This is a genomic window from Wolbachia pipientis, from assembly GCF_023661085.1.
Taxonomy (GTDB): domain Bacteria; phylum Pseudomonadota; class Alphaproteobacteria; order Rickettsiales; family Anaplasmataceae; genus Wolbachia.
On record NZ_JAHDJT010000004.1, the window covers coordinates 1 to 18,304 of the forward strand.

Annotated in this window: 18 protein-coding genes and 1 pseudogene; 10 read left to right on the plus strand and 9 right to left on the minus strand. The window is 35.9% G+C overall.

Translation table 11 applies throughout. The features are described from left to right. Nucleotides 1-238 precede the first annotated feature (238 nt). The 4 genes from nuoE (at nucleotide 239) to DM84_RS00305 (ending at nucleotide 5,411) form a co-directional block, all read left to right on the plus strand. Entirely contained in the window at nucleotides 239-739 is a 501-nt protein-coding gene (gene nuoE / locus DM84_RS00290) for an NADH-quinone oxidoreductase subunit NuoE (RefSeq protein ID WP_250777414.1), read from the plus strand. Beyond that, nucleotides 740-1,933: a tRNA guanosine(34) transglycosylase Tgt gene (tgt, locus tag DM84_RS00295; protein WP_250777416.1), complete on the plus strand. Its 1,194-nt coding sequence runs from the start codon at nucleotides 740-742 to the stop codon at nucleotides 1,931-1,933. 145 nt (nucleotides 1,934-2,078) lie between these two features. Beyond that, nucleotides 2,079-3,686 carry a hypothetical protein gene (locus DM84_RS00300; RefSeq protein WP_250777418.1) on the plus strand — a complete coding sequence of 536 codons (1,608 nt, stop codon included), beginning with the start codon at nucleotides 2,079-2,081 and terminating at the stop codon, nucleotides 3,684-3,686. A gap of 228 nt (nucleotides 3,687-3,914) precedes the next feature. Beyond that, nucleotides 3,915-5,411 (plus strand): proton-conducting transporter transmembrane domain-containing protein, encoded by a 1,497-nt coding sequence (locus tag DM84_RS00305; RefSeq protein WP_250777452.1) that lies wholly within the window; start codon nucleotides 3,915-3,917, stop codon nucleotides 5,409-5,411. Nucleotides 5,412-5,423: 12 nt separating this feature from the next. Here the strand turns inward: DM84_RS00305 and DM84_RS00310 are convergent, their stop codons facing one another. Together DM84_RS00310 and DM84_RS00315 are read right to left on the minus strand one after the other, a co-directional pair. Further along, on the minus strand, nucleotides 5,424-6,323 hold the full coding sequence (locus DM84_RS00310; protein ID WP_250777420.1) for an FKBP-type peptidyl-prolyl cis-trans isomerase: 900 nt from the start codon (nucleotides 6,321-6,323) through the stop codon (nucleotides 5,424-5,426). Then, complete coding sequence (locus tag DM84_RS00315) at nucleotides 6,316-7,116, minus strand: polyprenyl synthetase family protein (protein ID WP_250777423.1); 801 nt, start codon at nucleotides 7,114-7,116, stop codon at nucleotides 6,316-6,318. Before DM84_RS00315 ends, DM84_RS00310 begins: the two co-directional genes overlap by 8 nt. A gap of 151 nt (nucleotides 7,117-7,267) precedes the next feature. Between DM84_RS00315 and acpP the strand changes: the two genes are divergently transcribed. The 4 genes from acpP (at nucleotide 7,268) to DM84_RS00335 (ending at nucleotide 11,151) form a co-directional block, all read left to right on the plus strand. Further along, nucleotides 7,268-7,534: an acyl carrier protein gene (gene acpP, locus DM84_RS00320; RefSeq protein ID WP_250777425.1), complete on the plus strand. Its 267-nt coding sequence runs from the start codon at nucleotides 7,268-7,270 to the stop codon at nucleotides 7,532-7,534. A gap of 6 nt (nucleotides 7,535-7,540) precedes the next feature. Beyond that, nucleotides 7,541-8,806 (plus strand): beta-ketoacyl-ACP synthase II, encoded by a 1,266-nt coding sequence (gene fabF, locus DM84_RS00325; protein WP_250777427.1) that lies wholly within the window; start codon nucleotides 7,541-7,543, stop codon nucleotides 8,804-8,806. Between the two features lie 353 nt (nucleotides 8,807-9,159). Further along, complete coding sequence (locus DM84_RS00330) at nucleotides 9,160-10,089, plus strand: AEC family transporter (protein ID WP_250777429.1); 930 nt, start codon at nucleotides 9,160-9,162, stop codon at nucleotides 10,087-10,089. 138 nt (nucleotides 10,090-10,227) lie between these two features. Beyond that, nucleotides 10,228-11,151 carry an Rpn family recombination-promoting nuclease/putative transposase gene (locus DM84_RS00335; protein ID WP_250777431.1) on the plus strand — a complete coding sequence of 308 codons (924 nt, stop codon included), beginning with the start codon at nucleotides 10,228-10,230 and terminating at the stop codon, nucleotides 11,149-11,151. Here DM84_RS00335 and DM84_RS00340 read toward each other — a convergent pair. Together DM84_RS00340 and gatA are read right to left on the minus strand one after the other, a co-directional pair. Next, nucleotides 11,133-11,336 (minus strand): hypothetical protein, encoded by a 204-nt coding sequence (locus DM84_RS00340; protein ID WP_250777432.1) that lies wholly within the window; start codon nucleotides 11,334-11,336, stop codon nucleotides 11,133-11,135. The genes DM84_RS00335 and DM84_RS00340 overlap by 19 nt on opposite strands. Nucleotides 11,337-11,577: 241 nt before the next feature. Then, a complete protein-coding gene (gene gatA / locus DM84_RS00345; RefSeq protein ID WP_250777434.1) occupies nucleotides 11,578-13,047 on the minus strand; it encodes an Asp-tRNA(Asn)/Glu-tRNA(Gln) amidotransferase subunit GatA in 1,470 nt (489 codons plus the stop codon). A gap of 116 nt (nucleotides 13,048-13,163) precedes the next feature. Here gatA and DM84_RS00350 point away from each other — a divergent pair. Further along, nucleotides 13,164-13,352: pseudogene (locus DM84_RS00350) on the plus strand (phage major tail tube protein); the annotation flags it as partial. A 213-nt stretch (nucleotides 13,353-13,565) separates the two neighbouring features. On the opposite strand, the gene DM84_RS00355 reads toward DM84_RS00350, so the two are convergent. From DM84_RS00355 to DM84_RS00370, 5 genes are all read right to left on the minus strand, one after another. Beyond that, nucleotides 13,566-13,997 carry a hypothetical protein gene (locus DM84_RS00355; protein ID WP_250777436.1) on the minus strand — a complete coding sequence of 144 codons (432 nt, stop codon included), beginning with the start codon at nucleotides 13,995-13,997 and terminating at the stop codon, nucleotides 13,566-13,568. A 323-nt stretch (nucleotides 13,998-14,320) separates the two neighbouring features. Beyond that, nucleotides 14,321-14,461, minus strand: coding sequence for a hypothetical protein (locus tag DM84_RS00360; protein WP_250777438.1), 141 nt, complete (start codon nucleotides 14,459-14,461; stop codon nucleotides 14,321-14,323). Nucleotides 14,462-14,849: 388 nt separating this feature from the next. Beyond that, on the minus strand, nucleotides 14,850-14,978 hold the full coding sequence (locus DM84_RS06030) for a hypothetical protein (RefSeq protein WP_284706085.1): 129 nt from the start codon (nucleotides 14,976-14,978) through the stop codon (nucleotides 14,850-14,852). A gap of 407 nt (nucleotides 14,979-15,385) precedes the next feature. Next, entirely contained in the window at nucleotides 15,386-16,657 is a 1,272-nt protein-coding gene (locus DM84_RS00365) for a M16 family metallopeptidase (protein ID WP_250777442.1), read from the minus strand. 1 nt (nucleotide 16,658) lies between these two features. Next, on the minus strand, nucleotides 16,659-17,267 hold the full coding sequence (locus DM84_RS00370) for a superoxide dismutase (protein WP_250777445.1): 609 nt from the start codon (nucleotides 17,265-17,267) through the stop codon (nucleotides 16,659-16,661). A gap of 190 nt (nucleotides 17,268-17,457) precedes the next feature. Between DM84_RS00370 and DM84_RS00375 the strand changes: the two genes are divergently transcribed. Continuing rightward, a complete protein-coding gene (locus DM84_RS00375) occupies nucleotides 17,458-18,036 on the plus strand; it encodes a hypothetical protein (RefSeq protein ID WP_458783137.1) in 579 nt (192 codons plus the stop codon). The last annotated feature ends 268 nt before the right edge of the window (nucleotides 18,037-18,304 follow it).

Consider the following 18,304-nt stretch of genomic DNA (forward strand, 5'->3'; position numbering starts at 1 on the left):
AAGCAGCTAAATTGCAGCGTTTAAGACATAAAAACGCCAATACTGAAAATAAATAATGACCAGGGCTTCTTTTGCCTTTTTCTCTATTTGGTAAATTTTTTAGCATTTATAGCTAAAGCAATCTAAGAGCACACAAAAAACGCCAGTATTTAAAATAATTACCCTTTCATGTGAGAAGTCTAATTGCAATTATTGACTCTTTAAGTATAATCTGTTGAGATTTACATGAACCTTACAGATGAAAGAAAAAGGAGAGCAGTTTAGTTTTACATCGGAAAACCTCAGGAAAGCAAAAAAGTTTATAGAGATGTACCCAAAAGGTAAAGAAGGTAGTGCTGTTATGCCTTTACTATATCTAGTTCAAGAACAATGTGGATGGGTTCCTGAGTCTGCCATGCGCTACGTTGCTGATATGCTACATATTCCACATATTCGCGTATACGAAGTGGCAAGTTTTTACACCATATATAATTTAAAACCAGTGGGTAAATATCTGATACAAGTTTGTAGGACAACCCCTTGCTGGTTATGCAGTAGCGAAGAAGTGTTAAATACCTTTAAAAAGAAGCTTGGGATCAATATAGGTGAGACTACCAAAGATAATCTGTTTACTTTAAAAGAAGTTGAATGCCTTGGTGCATGCGTTAATGCTCCTGTTGTGCAGATCAATGACAATTTTTATGAGAATCTTACTCCTGAAAAAGTAGAAAACATCATAGCAGAGCTTTCAAACAAATAGATGAAAGAAGAATTCTCATTTAGAATAACCAAGCGATCAGGTTCTGCAAGAGTTGGCACAATTGAAACTCCAAATGGAAGCATAGAAACACCAGCGTTTATATTTTGTGCAACCAAAGCTGCAATTAAAGCTGCAGATATTGAGAGAATCGGTGAAGCTGGTACTCAGATAATACTTTCCAACACCTATCACCTCATGCTCCAACCGGGAGAGAATACCGTAGCAAAACTTGGTGGTTTGCACAAGATGATGGGATGGAATGGACCGATGCTAACTGATTCTGGTGGATACCAGATATTTAGCCTGGGCCACGGATCAGTTTCAGAAGAAATAAAGGGAATAAGAAAGAAACAAAAAACTCTGATCAAAATTAATGAGGATGGGGCAATTTTTCGTTCTTATATTAATGGTAAAACTTATTGTTTAACTCCTGAAAAATCTATACAAGTTCAACAAAAATTAGGTGCGGATTTAATCCTAGTTTTAGATGAATGTACCCCGTTTCACGTCAGCAAAGAATATACACAAAGATCAATGCTCATGAGCCACAGGTGGGCTGAACGTTCTTTAAATGAACTTGAAAAAAGTAATGATGGCAAACAAGCACTGTATGGAATCAGCCAAGGTGGAGTATATCAAGATCTGCGCAGAGAAAGCTGTGATTTTATCAATAATTTACCGTTTTTCGGTCAAGCAATAGGTGGATCACTTGGTCAGAGTAAGGAGCAGATGTATGATGTAGTTTCTTTTACTATGAGGCACTTAAAAAAAGATAGGCCTACTCATTTGCTTGGTATTGGTGGAGTTGTGGACATCTTTCGCGCAGTAGAGCTTGGGATTGACACTTTTGATTGTGTGCATCCAACTCGCCTGGCAAGACATGGTGGCGCGCTTGTTAAGGTGAAAAATAGGAATTCTATTGCTTCAAAGTGCAAGGAGCATGTTAATTTGCGAAATCAACAATTTGAGCTGGACAGTGATCCAATTGAAAGTGACTGTTTGTGTTTTACCTGCAGAAAATATTCGAGAGCTTATATACACCATTTATTGAAAGCTAAAGAACTGCTAGCCTACACCCTCATCACCATTCATAATGTTTTCTTCATGAATAAGCTGATGGAATCAATAAGACAGGCAATATTAGATGATAGGTTAGATCAGGAAAAGAGTAACTGGGTTAGTGGAATGTTGTAACCTTGTCTCTTTTTAAGTTTTCTCTCCACGCTGTTAGCTTTTCCTTCTTATTATCATTACATTAACTTTAAAAGCACTATAGTAAATAATTAATCTATTAGTGCTAGCCTTTATCCTTAATTGGTAAAAATTATGAGGTGAAGATATGGCTAAAGGAAATAATGCCCTGTTAATATTCGATTTTGATAACACTATCACTAATGGGCACATGCACAATGCTTTTTCCAGGTTAATAAAAAGTGACTTTGATTCTACTCAAAATAATGCAGTAACAGGTGCTGATATAAGAAAATTTCTAGAGAATACAGACGGAATAAAAAACGAGGAAACATTAAAATCTGTGTTGCAATCTGCACTTTCAAGTGGGGTGGAAGTTAACATTGCATCATACACAGAATATCCAAATGCTGTGAAAAGGGTTATAGAAAATCATCTGGGTCTATCTAAAGAGCAGGCAAACAATGTTTCTGTGTTTGGCAGATTTCCAGCAGGTTATGATATCCAGTTGAAAAGCTCAGCTCTAAAAGAACAGCAAAATCAAGTTGGAAAAAATCTGCATATCTGCAGAGCAATTGTGAAGTACAAGGATAAACATGGTAAGTTACCAAAAACTGTAATGTTGGTTGATGATAGTGCAGGTAATATAAAAAAAATTAACGAGTTCGTTGAGTCAATGAGTAAAAGAGAGGGATGGCTTAAAGAAAATGGGCTAAACATTGAAGATATAAAAAAAATCAAATTTGAAGGTGTGCGAGTGCCTAAAGAGGATAAAAATGTCGATTATCTAGGAAAGGTACAAAAATTTATCAATACCAGTTTGATACAAGAACCAATTTATGAAAATTTGAAGAAAGAAGAACCTATATACCAAAATCTTCACGATATTCATGAATCATTGTCTGAAAAAGAGTTATCACCACCGTTGCCTCCTAAAAAAAGTAAATCAATTAATGGCATGGGTGTTGATGGTGAGAATAAAAATCAAGATATTAAATCATCTGAAGCACAAGCAGAACTAACACGCTCAAAACGTCATGCAATGATGCTTGACCCTCAGCAAGTAACCGCTGTACTTCAGAATACTGAAGAGTTATCACCAGATAAAAAATACGCACATACTCAAACCTTTTCCTTAGCACAGGAGTTCAAGGCAATCAAAGCTTTTTTTAAAGATTGTGCTCAAAAAACAATAGATGCTATTTGCAATTTATTTAAAAAAGAAGTGACAACAAAAATTGGAGGGCAAGGCTATAATATAAGTAGCAAGCAAGGAAGTAGTGAAATTACTGTCAAAGGAGATAAGCCGATAGATGCTCGAAAAATAAAAACCTATACTATTGACGCCTTAGATCACATTATAAAAAAGAAAGAGAAAATCAAAGACCTTGGCAATAATTATAAAGATAAGCAGCTAGAGCAAGAAATATCGAAGTTATTGAACGCTGATTTGCAAAAGGAAAATATAAACTCAAACTCTATAGGAAAAAACTATAATGATGAGGAGCCTATATTCCAGAGTCTTGAAGAGCTTGGCTATCATCCGCAGCAAAAGAAAGACAAAGATTCAAATTCTGTGAGAGGAAACTATAATGATGGAGAGCCTATATTTCAGACTCGTGAAGAGGCATTAAGAGGTGACTCACAAAAGAAAAATGCAAATTTAAGCAGAAGGCCACTACCATCATTACCTCCTAAAAGCCGCATGGAAGAAGTGAGAGCGGAAGGTAAAACCAAAACTATTGAAAAAAGTTGATGGTTTGATGCACATTATCTCAATTGTAACATGTGTTGAAAGCACATATGAGCAGGTGCAGAAGTTTGTTTAGGTTAGATATAAAAAGGTGGAAAAGATAGGGGAACAGTTGTTCTCCTATCCAGCTTGTGCCATATATGCATAAAACTAATTTACCAAAAAAGTGGCAGTTTTTCTGTGACTTGAGTATAATCCTAACTTTACCTAAGCAAAAGAATGAATTATTTAATGGAATATGTTTTAACACCTCTTTCCTTACCATTTTTTATTACTGAAAATTATTTGTTAATTACTGCACTGATTCCGCTGCTTGGCGCAGTGGTTATCTTTTTTACCGGCAAATGGCCTAGAGTGAGCAACAGCGTTACTGTTGCCTCTTCTATACTTCTATTTATATATGCGTGTCTGTGCACTTTATATTGGGCATATGGTGATCATTCTCAATTTATCCTTATGGATTTTGGCAATAACTTGCACATTAGTTTAAAGCTAGAGTCCACTGGAGTGGTATTTAGTTTATTAATATCGTTTCTGTGGATATTAACCAGCGTATACGCAATATGTTATATGCAGAATAACTATCCTAGTAATAATTACTCAAATTTCCTGTGTTTTCTTTCAATATCGATCAGCTGTGCAATGTTTATTGCTTTTTCTGGCGATTTGCTTACTACATTTGTCTTTTATGAGCTCTTAACTGTGAGTACTTATCCTCTTGTCACCTATAACGCAACAAATGAATCAATGATAGCTGGGCGTTATTATTTTGGTGTGCTGTTTTTTTCTTCCTTAGTACTATTTTTTCCAGTTCTCGGGTTCTTATACAGTAAATTTCATACTTTAGACTTTGTAAGCGGTGGAATATTTAAATTTGACACTTCGCTCGTCACTTTCATTGCAGTGTGTTTTGTTATGCTGATTTACGGAGTAGGCAAGGCTGCATTAATACCAATGCATTTTTGGCTACCAAAAGCAATGGTTGCACCAACTCCTGTGAGTGCGCTGCTACATGCTGTTGCTGTTGTGAAATCCGGGGTTTTCATCATTATAAAAGTCATATTATACACTTTTGGCACCGATAATCTGCAACGCTTTGCGCAACAAAGTTGGTTTGCTGGAGGATGGCTGCCTTATGCTGCAGGATTTACCATCATTGTTGCTTCACTGATTGCACTCAAGCAGAAAGAATTGAAAAAATTGCTCGCCTACTCTACCGTTTCCCAATTATCATATATTATACTATTCGCTTCAATTTTTAGCGACCTTAGCGCAAGAGTCGCAGTTTTTCAGTTAGTTTGTCATGCATTTGCAAAAATCACTCTATTCTTTATTGCAGGTAGCATAATAACGAAAACAGGTGAGAAATATGTAGATAGAATTCACGGCATAGGACGCAATATGCCAATTACTATGGCAGCATTTACTATAGGTGCGTTATCTATGATCGGAGTGCCACCTGCTCCAACTTTCTGGGGTAAGTTTCTCATTTTTCAGGCTGTTTTTAGCTCTGGCAATGTAGCACTTTCTGTATTTGTGACTCTTGTGTTAATGATCAGCACTATACTCAATGCTATGTACTTTTTGCCAATAATTTACAATGCTTTTTTCTCAAAGCCTTCCAAGAATTTTTTCGTTAAAAAGACACCTATTTTCCTGGTTTTACCACCAGTTATCACTGCAGTATGTACTTTTATTATTTTCTTCAGCTACCAAGTAATATTTTAAAGTATCTTGCCTTTAAGTTTTGGCATCTAAGCTGAGATTAATTATAGAAACATTTTCTTCGTCAAAATCTATGTCTCCAATTAACATACCGTCAGTAACGTCCAAAAGTTCCGATGGAGAAATGATAGTTCTGTTATTACCAGCTCTCATTCCAACTACTCCAAGCTCTATTGCAAGCGGTACCCTTTTGTCACCAACTTTGAATTGCGCTGTTTGATCCTTGATTATATATTCACCATTATGCCCCATTACGCTATACTTAATTGACACCTCGTCACCACATCTTACTTGTTTTCCAGCCCTGTTAATTAAATCATTGAAAATCATCATATTATTTACTGAGTCGGGATATCTATCTTTTACCTCGATTAGTTTGACATAGTAAGAGTTAAAGTTCGTTTTGTTGTCATTGGTAATGTTTACAGTAACTACACGCTCTCCTCCTTCTTTCATACCCATTATTCCTAGGCCCACTTCTTTCCAATCATCTTGACCTATTTTTAAAGTAACATTAAGGACTTGATTCGGAAGTGGTATCGCTAGGTTATTAGATATTTTATACATTTGCAGCAAGACTTCTTGACCACATAGAGCTCTGCTGCCACTGCCTTCTGTAATTTCATAGAAGTTTATCGAATTTTCCTCTCTTTCCTGCTGTGTTATTTCTTTTAAATACTCCTTCAACCCATGCTTTTCGATATAGTGGTCAAGCGCTGATTCAAGTATTGGCTTCACTAGGTAATATGCTATTGTCTGTACCAAGTCATCATTCGTAGTATTTAACTCATAAAGCTTGTCTCTCTTTTCTGGTCTGCTTTTGTTTATTTGAACGATGGTGAACACAAAAGCGGAAGTTAAAGTGAAAATTATTACTATGGAAATAAGTAATTGTAATATAATTTTCCTAACCATCATTTTTTACCCGATTCAATAAATTGTATAAATAATTAATTTCGCCTGAAAGTTTACCCAAATTATCTAAAGCTTGTTTAAAGAGACTTTCTATATAGTTCTTTGTTTCACTTTTACCGAGTATAGACATTAAGTTACTTACCTCATCTTGCTTGTGGTCTTCAATATCATCTTTGGCCTGAAAAATAAGCCCTAGGTTTATTCCATAGTCATGTAACGCTCTTCGTTGCTTGCCTGTAGCATTTCCCATTATAGCGCCTATTTCACATGAAGCTGCAAATAGTTTTGCGGTTTTTAATAAATGGATTTCTTTTATTTTGGAGAAATCTGCATCAATATCTAAAATCTGTCCTCCTACCATTCCCTTAGCTCCTATCGCTTGAGAGAGTACTTTTATGATTTCACAGCATTTATTGCTATCCTCATTTAGTGAAGATAGTATTTCAAAAGCGAGGGTAAGCAGCGCATCTCCAGCAAGCACCGCTGTTGCTTCGTCAAATCTTTTATGACAACTTAGCTGGCCTCTGCGAGTATCGCTATTGTCCATACATGGCAAATCATCGTGAATTAGAGAGTAGGTGTGAACACACTCAACTGCCACAGCAATTGGCATTACTTTCTCAGCTTTAACATTAAATACTCGTGATGAAGCTGTAACTAAAAATGGGCGTATATATTTCGCAGGAGCAAGAAGCGCATAACGCATAGCCGATATAAGCTTGCTTTGGCTATCTTCAGATAGAAATTTGTTTATTTCTGCAATAAGTAAATCTTTTGTTATTTCATCTAGCATTTTTAAGTTTGTTAATTTCCCAGCGCATAATGTTGAAGCATATTTCAGCTAGGGCAATAGAAAATTTTGTAATAGTCTATCAACCATAAAAGGTATTGCAAACATGAAAATTTTTTATAACATCAAAGAATAGGTTATTTTTTGGTAAAAAATGAGTAGCGAACTAGCAAAAAGCACTAGAGAAGACATAGAAGAAAAAGTAAAAAAGATTGTACTGGAGCACATTAGTAAGGATGTAGAGAAGTTTAGCAGCTCCTCAAAGCTTTCAGAGCATGGCGCAGACAGTTTAGATGCAGTTGAGATAATCATGGCGGCAGAAGAAGAGTTTGGCATAGAAATTCCTGATGAAGATGCACAAAAAATGGAAACTGTAGAGCAGATAGTTGAGTACATCAGTAATAAAAAAACCAATAATTAGTATTAAATGAGCAGAAGAGTAGTAGTTACCGGTATTGGCTTAATTACTCCACTGGCGGCAGGTGTTGAAAACACTTGGCTTAAGTTAATAGGTGGTGAGTCTGGTATAAAGGAAATCAGCAGGTTTGATGCTTTTGATCTTGCAAGCAAGATCGCAGGACAAATTCCTCTACAAGGTAATAACATTAAGCACTGTTTTAACCCGCTAGATTATATCTCTGAAAAAGACCTAAAAAGGACAGATCGTTTTATCCATTATGGCATTGCAGCCGCTATTCAGGCAGTGGACGATTCACTAATTTTAGAAAATCAAGATATCGATCGAGAACGCGTTGGTGTGGTTGTTGGCTCTGGTATAGGTGGTCTTCCATCAATTCAGGAAAACGTAATTATTATGCAGGAAAAAGGACCTAGACGTGTCAGCCCATTTTTTGTTCCCGCAAGTTTGATAAATTTGATATCTGGCCATATCTCTATTAAATACGAATTTACAGGTCCAAACGATTCAGCGGTAACCGCATGTGCAACAGGTGCACATGCAATCATAAACTCAGCAAGAGCTATAAAACTTGATGAAGCAGATATAATGATTGCAGGTGGGGCAGAAAGTGCACTTTGTAGGGTTGGAATTGCAGGCTTTGCATCTATGAAGGCACTATCAACTAAATTTAATGATAAGCCTGAAGAAGCTTCAAGACCATGGGATGAAGAACGCGATGGATTTGTTATGGGTGAAGGAGCAGGTATACTAGTATTAGAAGAGTATGAACACGCAAAGAGAAGGGGAGCAAAAATATATGCAGAACTTACTGGATATGGACTAACGGGGGATGCTTATCATATTACCGCTCCACATGAGAGCGGAAGAGGTGCATTGAGATCAATACAGCTTGCCTTACAGAGTGCACAAATTAGTCCAAATCAAATTGGGTATATCAATGCACATGGAACTTCAACGCCACTTGGAGATAAAATTGAAGTAATAGCAATAAAACAGTTATTTGGTGACTACGCTTATAAGATACCAGTTTCTTCAACCAAATCCTCTATAGGACATTTACTTGGTGCTGCAGGTAGTGTTGAAGCAATATTTAGTATTCTTGCGTTAAATGAAGGAATTACTCCCCCAACTTTAAATCTGCACAAACCTTCAGAGGGATGTGATTTAAATTTTGTACCGTTTAAAGCTCAAGAGCATAAGATCCAATATGTGCTTTCTAATTCGTTTGGCTTTGGCGGCACTAACGCATCACTCATCTTTGGGAAAGTATAATTAGTTCTATCGTTTATACTTGTCTACAAAGCACTTATTTTGCAACAAAAGTAGTCAGGGTTTGTATCCTATATCACCTGAAAGCATACAACAAAGCCACTAAACTTTGCTTTTTAGCAAAGTTACCACTATTGAAAGATATGCAAGAAGCTTTATAAAAACTTAACATAATTTTATCATAAAAATATCATTCTTATGTTTTGTAAAAGCGATTCTTAGCACTAAATGGGTCTTTTTAAATAACTATGAGTTGGGTAAATTGGAAAATAAATTTTATTTACTTTTACAATGTCTTGAGATCTAATGTCAATTTATCAGTTGGAAGTATCAAAAAGGATTATAATTAGGCTAGTATGTTCTTTACCCTTTTTCTCAAAATATTACCTATTTATATTACAATACTTATTGGTTATTTAGCAGGAAAATGCCTTAAGATTGATAGAAATACTATATCTCAAATACTCTTTTATATAGCTAACCCAATAGTAATTCTGTATGGAGTATCTCATACAGAGGTCAATTTAAAAGTAATTTCTTTGCCGATTTTGATATGGTTTATAGGTAGCACTATGTCCTTATCGGTGTATTATCTTTCTTCTTTTTTATTTAAGGACAACACGAAAAACATATTGGCATTTAGCTCAGGCAGTACAAGTATGGGTTATTTTGGCTTGCCAATTGCTATGACTTTATTTGATGAAGATTCGGTGTCTGTATATGTTGTCTGTTATATAGGAATGGCACTGTTTGAAAATAGCTTAGGATTTTATATAGCTGCAAACGGTATATACACCGCAAAAGAATGCATGTTAAGGTTGTTCAGACTTCCTTCGTCCTATGCGATGATTCTGGGCTTCTTTTTGAGTATATGCGATATACAAATACCTGCTTTTCTAACAGATGTTATGATGAATATAAGAAGTACATTTATTACATTAGGAATGGTGCTACTTGGAGTGAGTATTGCACAAACTACAAATTTTAAAATAGATTGGAAACTCGCTTTGACCACTATTATAGCAAAGTACGTGTTCTGGCCATTATTTGTTTTGGGAATTGTCCTGACAGATAAACATATCACAGGTATATACGATGAGAGTATATATAAAGCGCTGATGTTGCTAGCTATTATTCCAGTTTCTGGATCCAGTGTAATACTTGCTAATATTTTAAATTATCAACCAGATAGAGCTACTTTGCTGCTTTTCATCAGTACTGCAGTGGGACTATTTTACGTTCCGCTAATAATATCATTATTTTTTGCCAAACTTGTTCCTCTTTGATTAGAAATTTAGGCAATATATACTCTTTAAACTTGGAATAAGCTCTAAATTTACTACTTTAGTAAACCTCAGCATAAAAAAGTTGAATATTTCTTCAGGATAGTGTATAATTATTAATACTTTTTAAGTTAATTTCTCATGGCTTTCTCAAAGTTTCTTGACCCAAAATTGGACTTAACATTTAAAAAGATTTTTGGCACTGAAAAAAATAAGAACATACTTATCCATTTTTTGAACGATATTCTAGGGTGTACTGAAGTTAATACTATACAAGAAATAGAATTTATCAGCACCATTTTGAACCCTGAAATTGCCTCTGAGAGACAAAGTATAGTTGATGTTCTCTGTCAGGATTCTGTTGGCAACAGATTTGTGGTTGAAATGCAGCTCACTCGTGATAAAGGTTTTGAAAAGCGCGCTCAATATTATGCTGCTAAAGCTTACTCAAGACAAGTTGGTAAGTATGCTAATTTACAGAAGATCTTCTTTATTGCGATTTCAAATTGTGTTTTATTTCCTGATAAGTCTAATTATATATCTAGCAATACCATAAGAGATGAGGAGACTAATGAGCATGATTTACAAGATTTTCAATTTGTGTTTATAGAACTACCAAAATTTCCTAAAAATAAAGTAGAGCAATTAACAAGCATAGTAGAACGCTGGTGTTTTTTTTTCAAATATGCAGAAGAAACCACTGAAAAAGATCTGAAGAAAATTGCAAGAGAAGTGCCAATAATAAAGAGAGCATATGATGAATTAGACAGGTTTAACTGGAATGAAAAAGATCTAACGGCATATGAAGAAAGAATAATGGATCTATACAAAGAGGAAGCTATCCTTGAATACAAACTTGAAGAAGGTATGGAAAAAGGTATAGAGAAAGGTATCCAAATTGGTGAAGAACGCGGCATCCAGATCGGTGAAGAAAGAGGCGAAAAACAGGCTAAAATGGCTGTTGCTAAAAACCTACTTAAAGCTGGTGTATCTGTTGATTTAGTAACTGAATCTACTGGTCTTTCTAAAGCTGAAATTGTACAACTTCAGGAAGAAATAGCCTGAGGACTGGCAGTCCTATTTCTGTTGACTGCTTGTATGACATTACTTAAATTAGTTTCAGGTTTGTCTTCCACTTCTTCTGGTAACGGATTTTCTCGTTGACTAGAAGAAACAGTAAAACTAACTTTTTGAACAGGTACAAATTGTCTTTTTTCTTCTATAATATCTTTTTTATCTCTTGGACCCATACACAATACTTAGGTTATCCATTCTGTGCCTTTTACATTGTGGTTTATATCAATTCCCATTACATAAGACAATAACGAGGAAAAGATCCACACTGAAGCAAGTAGAATAGCGGGGTAAAGTGGCATATCTGCTCCCTGTGTAGTGGGAATTGGTATTACACGGCACTATTTACTGTAAACTCGCCTTTACTTTTATGGTTATCTTTCTATGCTACTTTGTCTGCCTTATTTTGCCGCTTTCCTAAGCGGACACATTCAATTCAATTACTCTGCCACAATTTTGCTCTATCACATTTGCTACATTCAATATTCCAGCTTCATCGTAATAGTTTCCAATTACTTGTAAAGCAAGTGGTAAACCTTCATTGGAAAGTCCAACAGGAACGGAAATAGCAGGTAGTCCGGCTAAACTTGCTGGTACGGTAAAGACGTCATTGATACACATAATTAGCGGATCTGGCTTTTCATTCAAGCCAAAAGCTTCTGTTGGAGCAGATGGAACAAGTATATAATCTATTTTTTCAAATGCTTTTATAAAATCATTTCTGATTAATGCTCTAATGCATTGTGCTTTTTCGTAATATTCATTGTAGTGACCTGAAGAAAGTGCATAAGCACCAATTAAGATTCTTCTTTTTACCTCTTTTCCAAAACCTTCTGCTCTCGTTAGTGAATACATTTCTTCGAGGGTATCAGCATCAGCTCTGAATCCATAACGCACACCATCATAACGAGCAAGATTAGATGAAACTTCAGCAGAACAAATTAAATAATAGACTGGTATTGCACATTTAGTGTGTGGCAAGGTAATATCAACCACTTCAGCACCGTTTTCCTTCAAATCGGAAGAAACTTTTTCCCAATGATGGACGATTTCTTCTGAAATTCCATCCATTCTATATTCTTTTGGTATACCAATGCGCTTACCCTTGATATTACCGTTTATAAAATTAGAAAATTTAGGCACTGGCCTTTTACTCGATGTTGAATCTTTGCTATCATAACCACAAATCGTTTCCAACATTAATGCTGAGTCAGAAACGGAACGAGTAATGACTCCTGCCTGGTCCAGGGAACTTGCAAATGCGATCATACCAAAACGCGAACATCTTCCATAAGTTGGCTTTGCTCCAACTACTCCACAGTAAGCTGCTGGCTGGCGCACAGATCCACCGGTATCGCTTCCGAGCGCTCCAGCGCATAAAAATCCAGCAACCGATGCTGCGGATCCACCAGATGACCCACCAGGCACAACTTTTTCCCCATCACTTTTTCTAACCCACACATTTTCAACAGGACCAAAATAGCTATTTGTGTTTGCAGAGCCCATGGCAAATTCATCCATGTTGAGCTTGCCGAGCATAGCTGCTCCGCTTTTTAAAAGCAAGTCAGATACTGTGGACTCGTAAGTTGGAACGAAGTTTTCTAGCATTTTTGAGCATGCTGTTGTTTTTGTTCCCTTTGTGCAGAATAAATCTTTAACACCAACTGGTATACCCATGAGCGGTATATCACCCTTTTGTTTTGAAAAATGCTCATCTGCGGCTTTAGCGGCCTCTATTGCTATTTCTGGAGTTTGCGTCACAAATGCATTTAATTTCTCACTTTCAACTGCGTTGATATGCGCTTCTACGAGCTCAACAGCAGAAAAATCTTTCCGTTTAAGTCCATCGTGCATCTCTGTAATACTGAGCTTTCTTAATTCATTCATTTATTAATATTCAATTTTTAGCAAGGTATTAATTATAACAACGATAAGGCAAAAGATCTATACCTTTATGGCAGTATAATACCAATTCTTATTATTAGCAGGTCGAACAGTTAGCGTTTAAAGAGCTTGATTTTGGTGGTTGGAAACCAGCTGGAAAAGCAACGCTTAAGCGTGTAGTCGATGCTCATTATTACAAACTTACTACAGGTGAAAATGAACCAATAGAGATCGATGCTGAGAATATGATTCGCAAGATTAACGGAGTTGATCAGATGGCTTTATTACAAACAGTTTTAGGGGTTTGATATAGTTTATATAAAAATGTTAAAATGTAATGAGTTATAGTATATGATTGATATGGATTCTAAAGCTTGTGTAAATCCTGAAGACCAGTTGAATAGTTTGCTCACTGCGGCTTTGCTGCATCGCTGCCTATAGAAGGCCAACTATATAAGTAACTTATTGAAAATCTTGGGAACGTTCAGAATGTTTAAGAACGTTCCCTAGACCGCAGAGCTTCAAGAAAGGAAGTTACTTCTATTCGAAACTTTTTTTATAGAACATGAAGACACTTTAGAACCTGAATTAAAAGGTGTGTTATTTTCAAACATCTTAATCTTTTCCTGTATACTATTTTTTGATGTTTGATTGAAAGCAAGCCCAGAATCATGCCCTTTATTAAAACTAGGATTAGATATTTTATTTTCAGGCATCTTTCTCAGTGCCTTACTTAAAGTGGTTGTTACTGGAATTTTTGTACTGACATGACTATCATTTAACTTTTCTTTATTTTGTGGTGCAGTAGTACATTGTTGTTGATTGGGATGAGATGTATTGTTATTTTCAAACATGACTCTTGCAGAAGGGGTTTGAGGTCTTGTTTGTAAATTAATGGACTTTGGTGATGTCAATGGCTTCCTTGTATTTAGCTGATGGTTTAGCAAAACCACAATTTTGGGCTCTTGTTGTCCTGCATCATCATCAGATCTATAACCACTGTCAGGAGTACTGCTTCTTTTTTCATTGTTTGATTGAAGGTTTGAAAGCGTTGGATACTCATCTTCATCATCACTATAGTCAGACTCATTTCCAGAATACTCGCTTTTACCATATAAGAATTCAATTTCTGCTTTTCTTTCAAGAATTGAAGCTACATCATTTGGCGGTGGCTTATCTCCGGTATTACCTGACTTCTTGGCATCTTCAGACCTAAATGTATCTTCAACTTTTTTTAATGTGACATCTTGTATTGGTAGTGCAAGCGCAGCGCTTTTTACTTGTAGAGCCTTCTCAGTAATTGTTTTTTTTCTCCAGGTGCAGTGTATCCAAACGTAGTGAATGTAGGATTATCATATCGTTCATCTACACTGTTGTTTGCCGTAGCTTTAATTATTAAATCGTTCTTAATACTCATAATATTTACCTCGCTATTAATTATTAAAATTAATACACTATTGTAATTACATAAAAATTTATTTTTTCTTAATTTGCAATTTTACCAGATGCTCAGATGTATGGTCCTAGAGTATGATGGTATGGATTTAGTATAAACAATTCTGGAAACTATGTAGATTTGCTGCATCGCTGTCTATAGAAGGCCAACTATATAGGCAACTTATTGAAAATCTTGTTTTTTGCAATCAATCTGATCAAATCTAGGAATAGTAATTGTATTAATAAATTTAATTCTGTTTAAAATAGCTAAAGCATTGAAATTCTTGAATTTTAGCTAGGTTAGTGAATGGTAGTAAAATTTTTTTTACTCGAATTTAGGTACTCACTGACCGTCCTTACTATAAATGCTAGAATAATAAGCTACCGATATTCTCTACCTTTTTTATCTTTAATCTATCATAGATAGCAATGCAACAAAGCCCACTGGAATCCAGAAAAAAGGACGGTGTCATCCAAGTAGCCCTTATTTCTGTCATCCAGGTGCCCTCTTTTTGTCATCCCAGTACTTGATACTGGGACCTAAGATACTACTTTAGCAATAAATATTTAAGAAATTTACCTAGTGAAAAAAGGCAAAGAAATCCCAAGTGGCGAGTTTTAACTCTTTAAATTGGCGCTATAATAATTTACTGACGCTTAGTTCAAGCGCGATTTGGCTGAATGTAGAAAAAATGAAAAAGACATGCAGCCGCTATAATTTGATACAATCCGCCAAAAAATACCCTGAGTTTTTACTGAATTTTGTCATTGAGCCTGCAGATCAAAAACAAGTTTGAGCCAGAGATACCCTGCTATATAAGGGTGCTGGAGAGGAATTGTTAAGTAGTTTTTTTCGTTTCACGACATACCAAAAACTGGTTTGTTATGCGAGAAGCCCATTGCTTTAAGCTCTAAGCATAGAAACCACTTTATCGTAGCTTGGCAACGATTTTATTTCTCCAATTGCAGCTAAAGTAGTTTTTTCATGCTGAGATAACAGCTCCTCTGCTGCTTCTTTTACGCCAGCAGTAGTAACTGCGCTAGTTCTTTCTATCAATTCATTTTTACTGATATACCTATCATAGTTGCTGTAGTAGTGCCCCAATGCTTCAGCACGGGAACTGACGCTTTCACGTGACATTAAAATTTGGGATTTTATTCGCTCTTTTACCCTATTTACCTCTTCTTCCTTCAGATCACCCGTAGACAACTTCTTCAACTCTGTCGTTATGGATTTTAAAAGCTTATCTAAGTTGCTACTATCTGTGCCAGCGAAAATGGAGAGTACTCCTGTATCAGTGTAACTAGAATTAAATGAATAGACAGAGTAAACCAGTCCCTGCTTTTCCCTTACTTCCTGAAACAGGCGTGATGACATCCCGCTTCCCAATATAGAATCAAGCATCTGAAATGTGTGATATCTATCGTCATGGCGAGAAACACTAGGTAAACCAATTAGCAAGTGTACCTGGTCTAATTTACGATGCTCCAAGTACTCACCACCAGTGTAATTCGCATTTTGCTTTTTCTCCAGCTCTTTTGCATGAATCTTTGAGAGGAAATTTTTGGTTAACTGAACAACTTTTTCATGCTCAACGTTCCCTGCAACAGAAAATATCGTATTCTCGCCAAAGTAATGCTCATTTATATAACTATTCAGATCTTCTCGAGTAAATGATTTTACAGTATCCTGTGTGCCTAAAATCGACCTACCAAATGGTTGATCTTTATAAGCTGCTTCAAAATATTTATCGAAAATGATGCTGCTCGGCGAATCGTTAGTTTGAAAAATCTCTTGTGTTACAACACCTTTTTCGCGCTCCAATTCATCTTCTGGAAATGTCGAATTCATCAATATATCTATTAATATATCAATGCCAGTTTTTATGTCTTTTTTGAGGACTTTCGCGTAGTAACTGGTGCTTTCTCTACCGGTGCTAGCGTTGAACACTCCACCTATGTCGTCGAAAGCTTTTGCAATTTCAAATGCAGTTCTTGTTTTTGTTCCCTTAAAAGCCATGTGCTCTAGAAAGTGGGATATTCCATTTTGATTCGCACTTTCAGCTCTACTACCAACACCAACTCGTATACTTAAAGCTACAGAGTCAACATCACGCACCTGCTCGGTTATTATGCGCAGGCCATTATCTAATTTTGTTACCTTTGGTACATTCATTTTATGTGTTCTTTCTCAAATTTTCTTCTGCAAAATCCCAATTGATCAAATGATCAAGGAAAACTTTTATGTAGTCAATTCTACGATTTTGACAATCCAGATAATATGCATGCTCCCACACATCCATAGTAAGTAGTGGTACCTGACCGTAAATTAATGGTAAATCCGCATTTGAAGTCTTGGTAATTTTGAGTTTTCCTTTTTCAAGCACTAACCATACCCATCCGCTGCCAAACTGGCCTACTCCATGACTTGAAAATCCTTCATAAAATTTATCAAAGCCACCGATATCATCTTGAATTTTTTTTGCCAGAAGACTGTCATTCTGAGGCTTACCACCCCCATTTTTCTTCATTGAACTCCAATAAAAAGTGTGGTTCCAAACTTGCGCTGCGTTGTTAAACATAGGGACTTTGTCGCTATTGCCATGAACTTTTGTTATTAATTCTTCAATTTTCGCCTGTTGATAATCAGTATTTTCAACTAGCTCATTGAGTTTGTTTAAGTACCCCCTATGATGCTTATCATAATGAAAATCCAAAGTTCTTGCAGATATATAAGGCTCTAAAGCTGTTTTATCATATGGTAATCCAGGTAAAGTAAAACTCATAAAAACCTCTTCATTTCTAACCTACTGCGATGTTAGAGTAATAAGTGCCTTTATGCAACATATAATTTGGTTGAAATATTAACGCAACTATTGCAATTATTCTAAAATAAGTTATAATAGTATAGTAATGTATTACATTTTTTTATTATAGTTTTTTTAGGAGGCTAATATGTTAAATCTATCTAAGAACATTAAGAATTCATACAAGAATTTCAAGCAATATGCTCACAATGGGACTGTTCCTACTGTAAAACAAGATGGCGATGGTCAAGTTCCACAAAACTGTTTATATAAATCCGTTCACTACATCGATAATGTTGTGGGGCCAGTGAAGGATGCAGTTTTTGGTGTTGAGGAAAGCAAAGATAACCTAGGTGGTAGAAAGCGCAGAAATTGTGGTATGATAGGGCTTGCTGTTCTTGCACTAACTAATATAGTTCTACAACCTTTATATCTAGCATTTGCGTATCGTTCATACTGGCCGGCGAAAGGTTTGGCGAAAGTAACAGACAAGTTTGGTCTTAAAGACAATACGGAGTCGTTGGTAGGCTATTCAAACACATTATCAAATAAGGCATGGGACCACAGTATAAAAGTAGCTGACTTTGTTAACACAGTTTTGAGTTATGCTCTCAGTGCTGTCATCTGGACTGCTGCGCTTGTTGTTACACCACTAACTTGGGCTGTTGATAAAGTGTCAAGTAAGTTTAGTGAAGCAAAAACTGAAGCTATTAATCCCAATAAAGAAAAAGAAGAAGTGACTATATAATAACTAACCTGCACAATAAACGTCCATAGCTTTTATATTTAGCCATGGGCATTTCAGGGAGAGCGTCATTTCGGCGCCCCTTCTTGTCATCCCAGTAGCTTTTTTTGTCATTCCAGTACTCCTTTTCTTGTCATCCCAGTCTGGGATCTAGGATACTACTTTAGTAATAAAGTATTTAAGAAATTTACCAAGCGAAAAAAGGCAAAAGAAGCACTGGTCAGTATTTATTTTCAGTATTGGCGTTTTTATGTCTTAAACGCTGCAATTT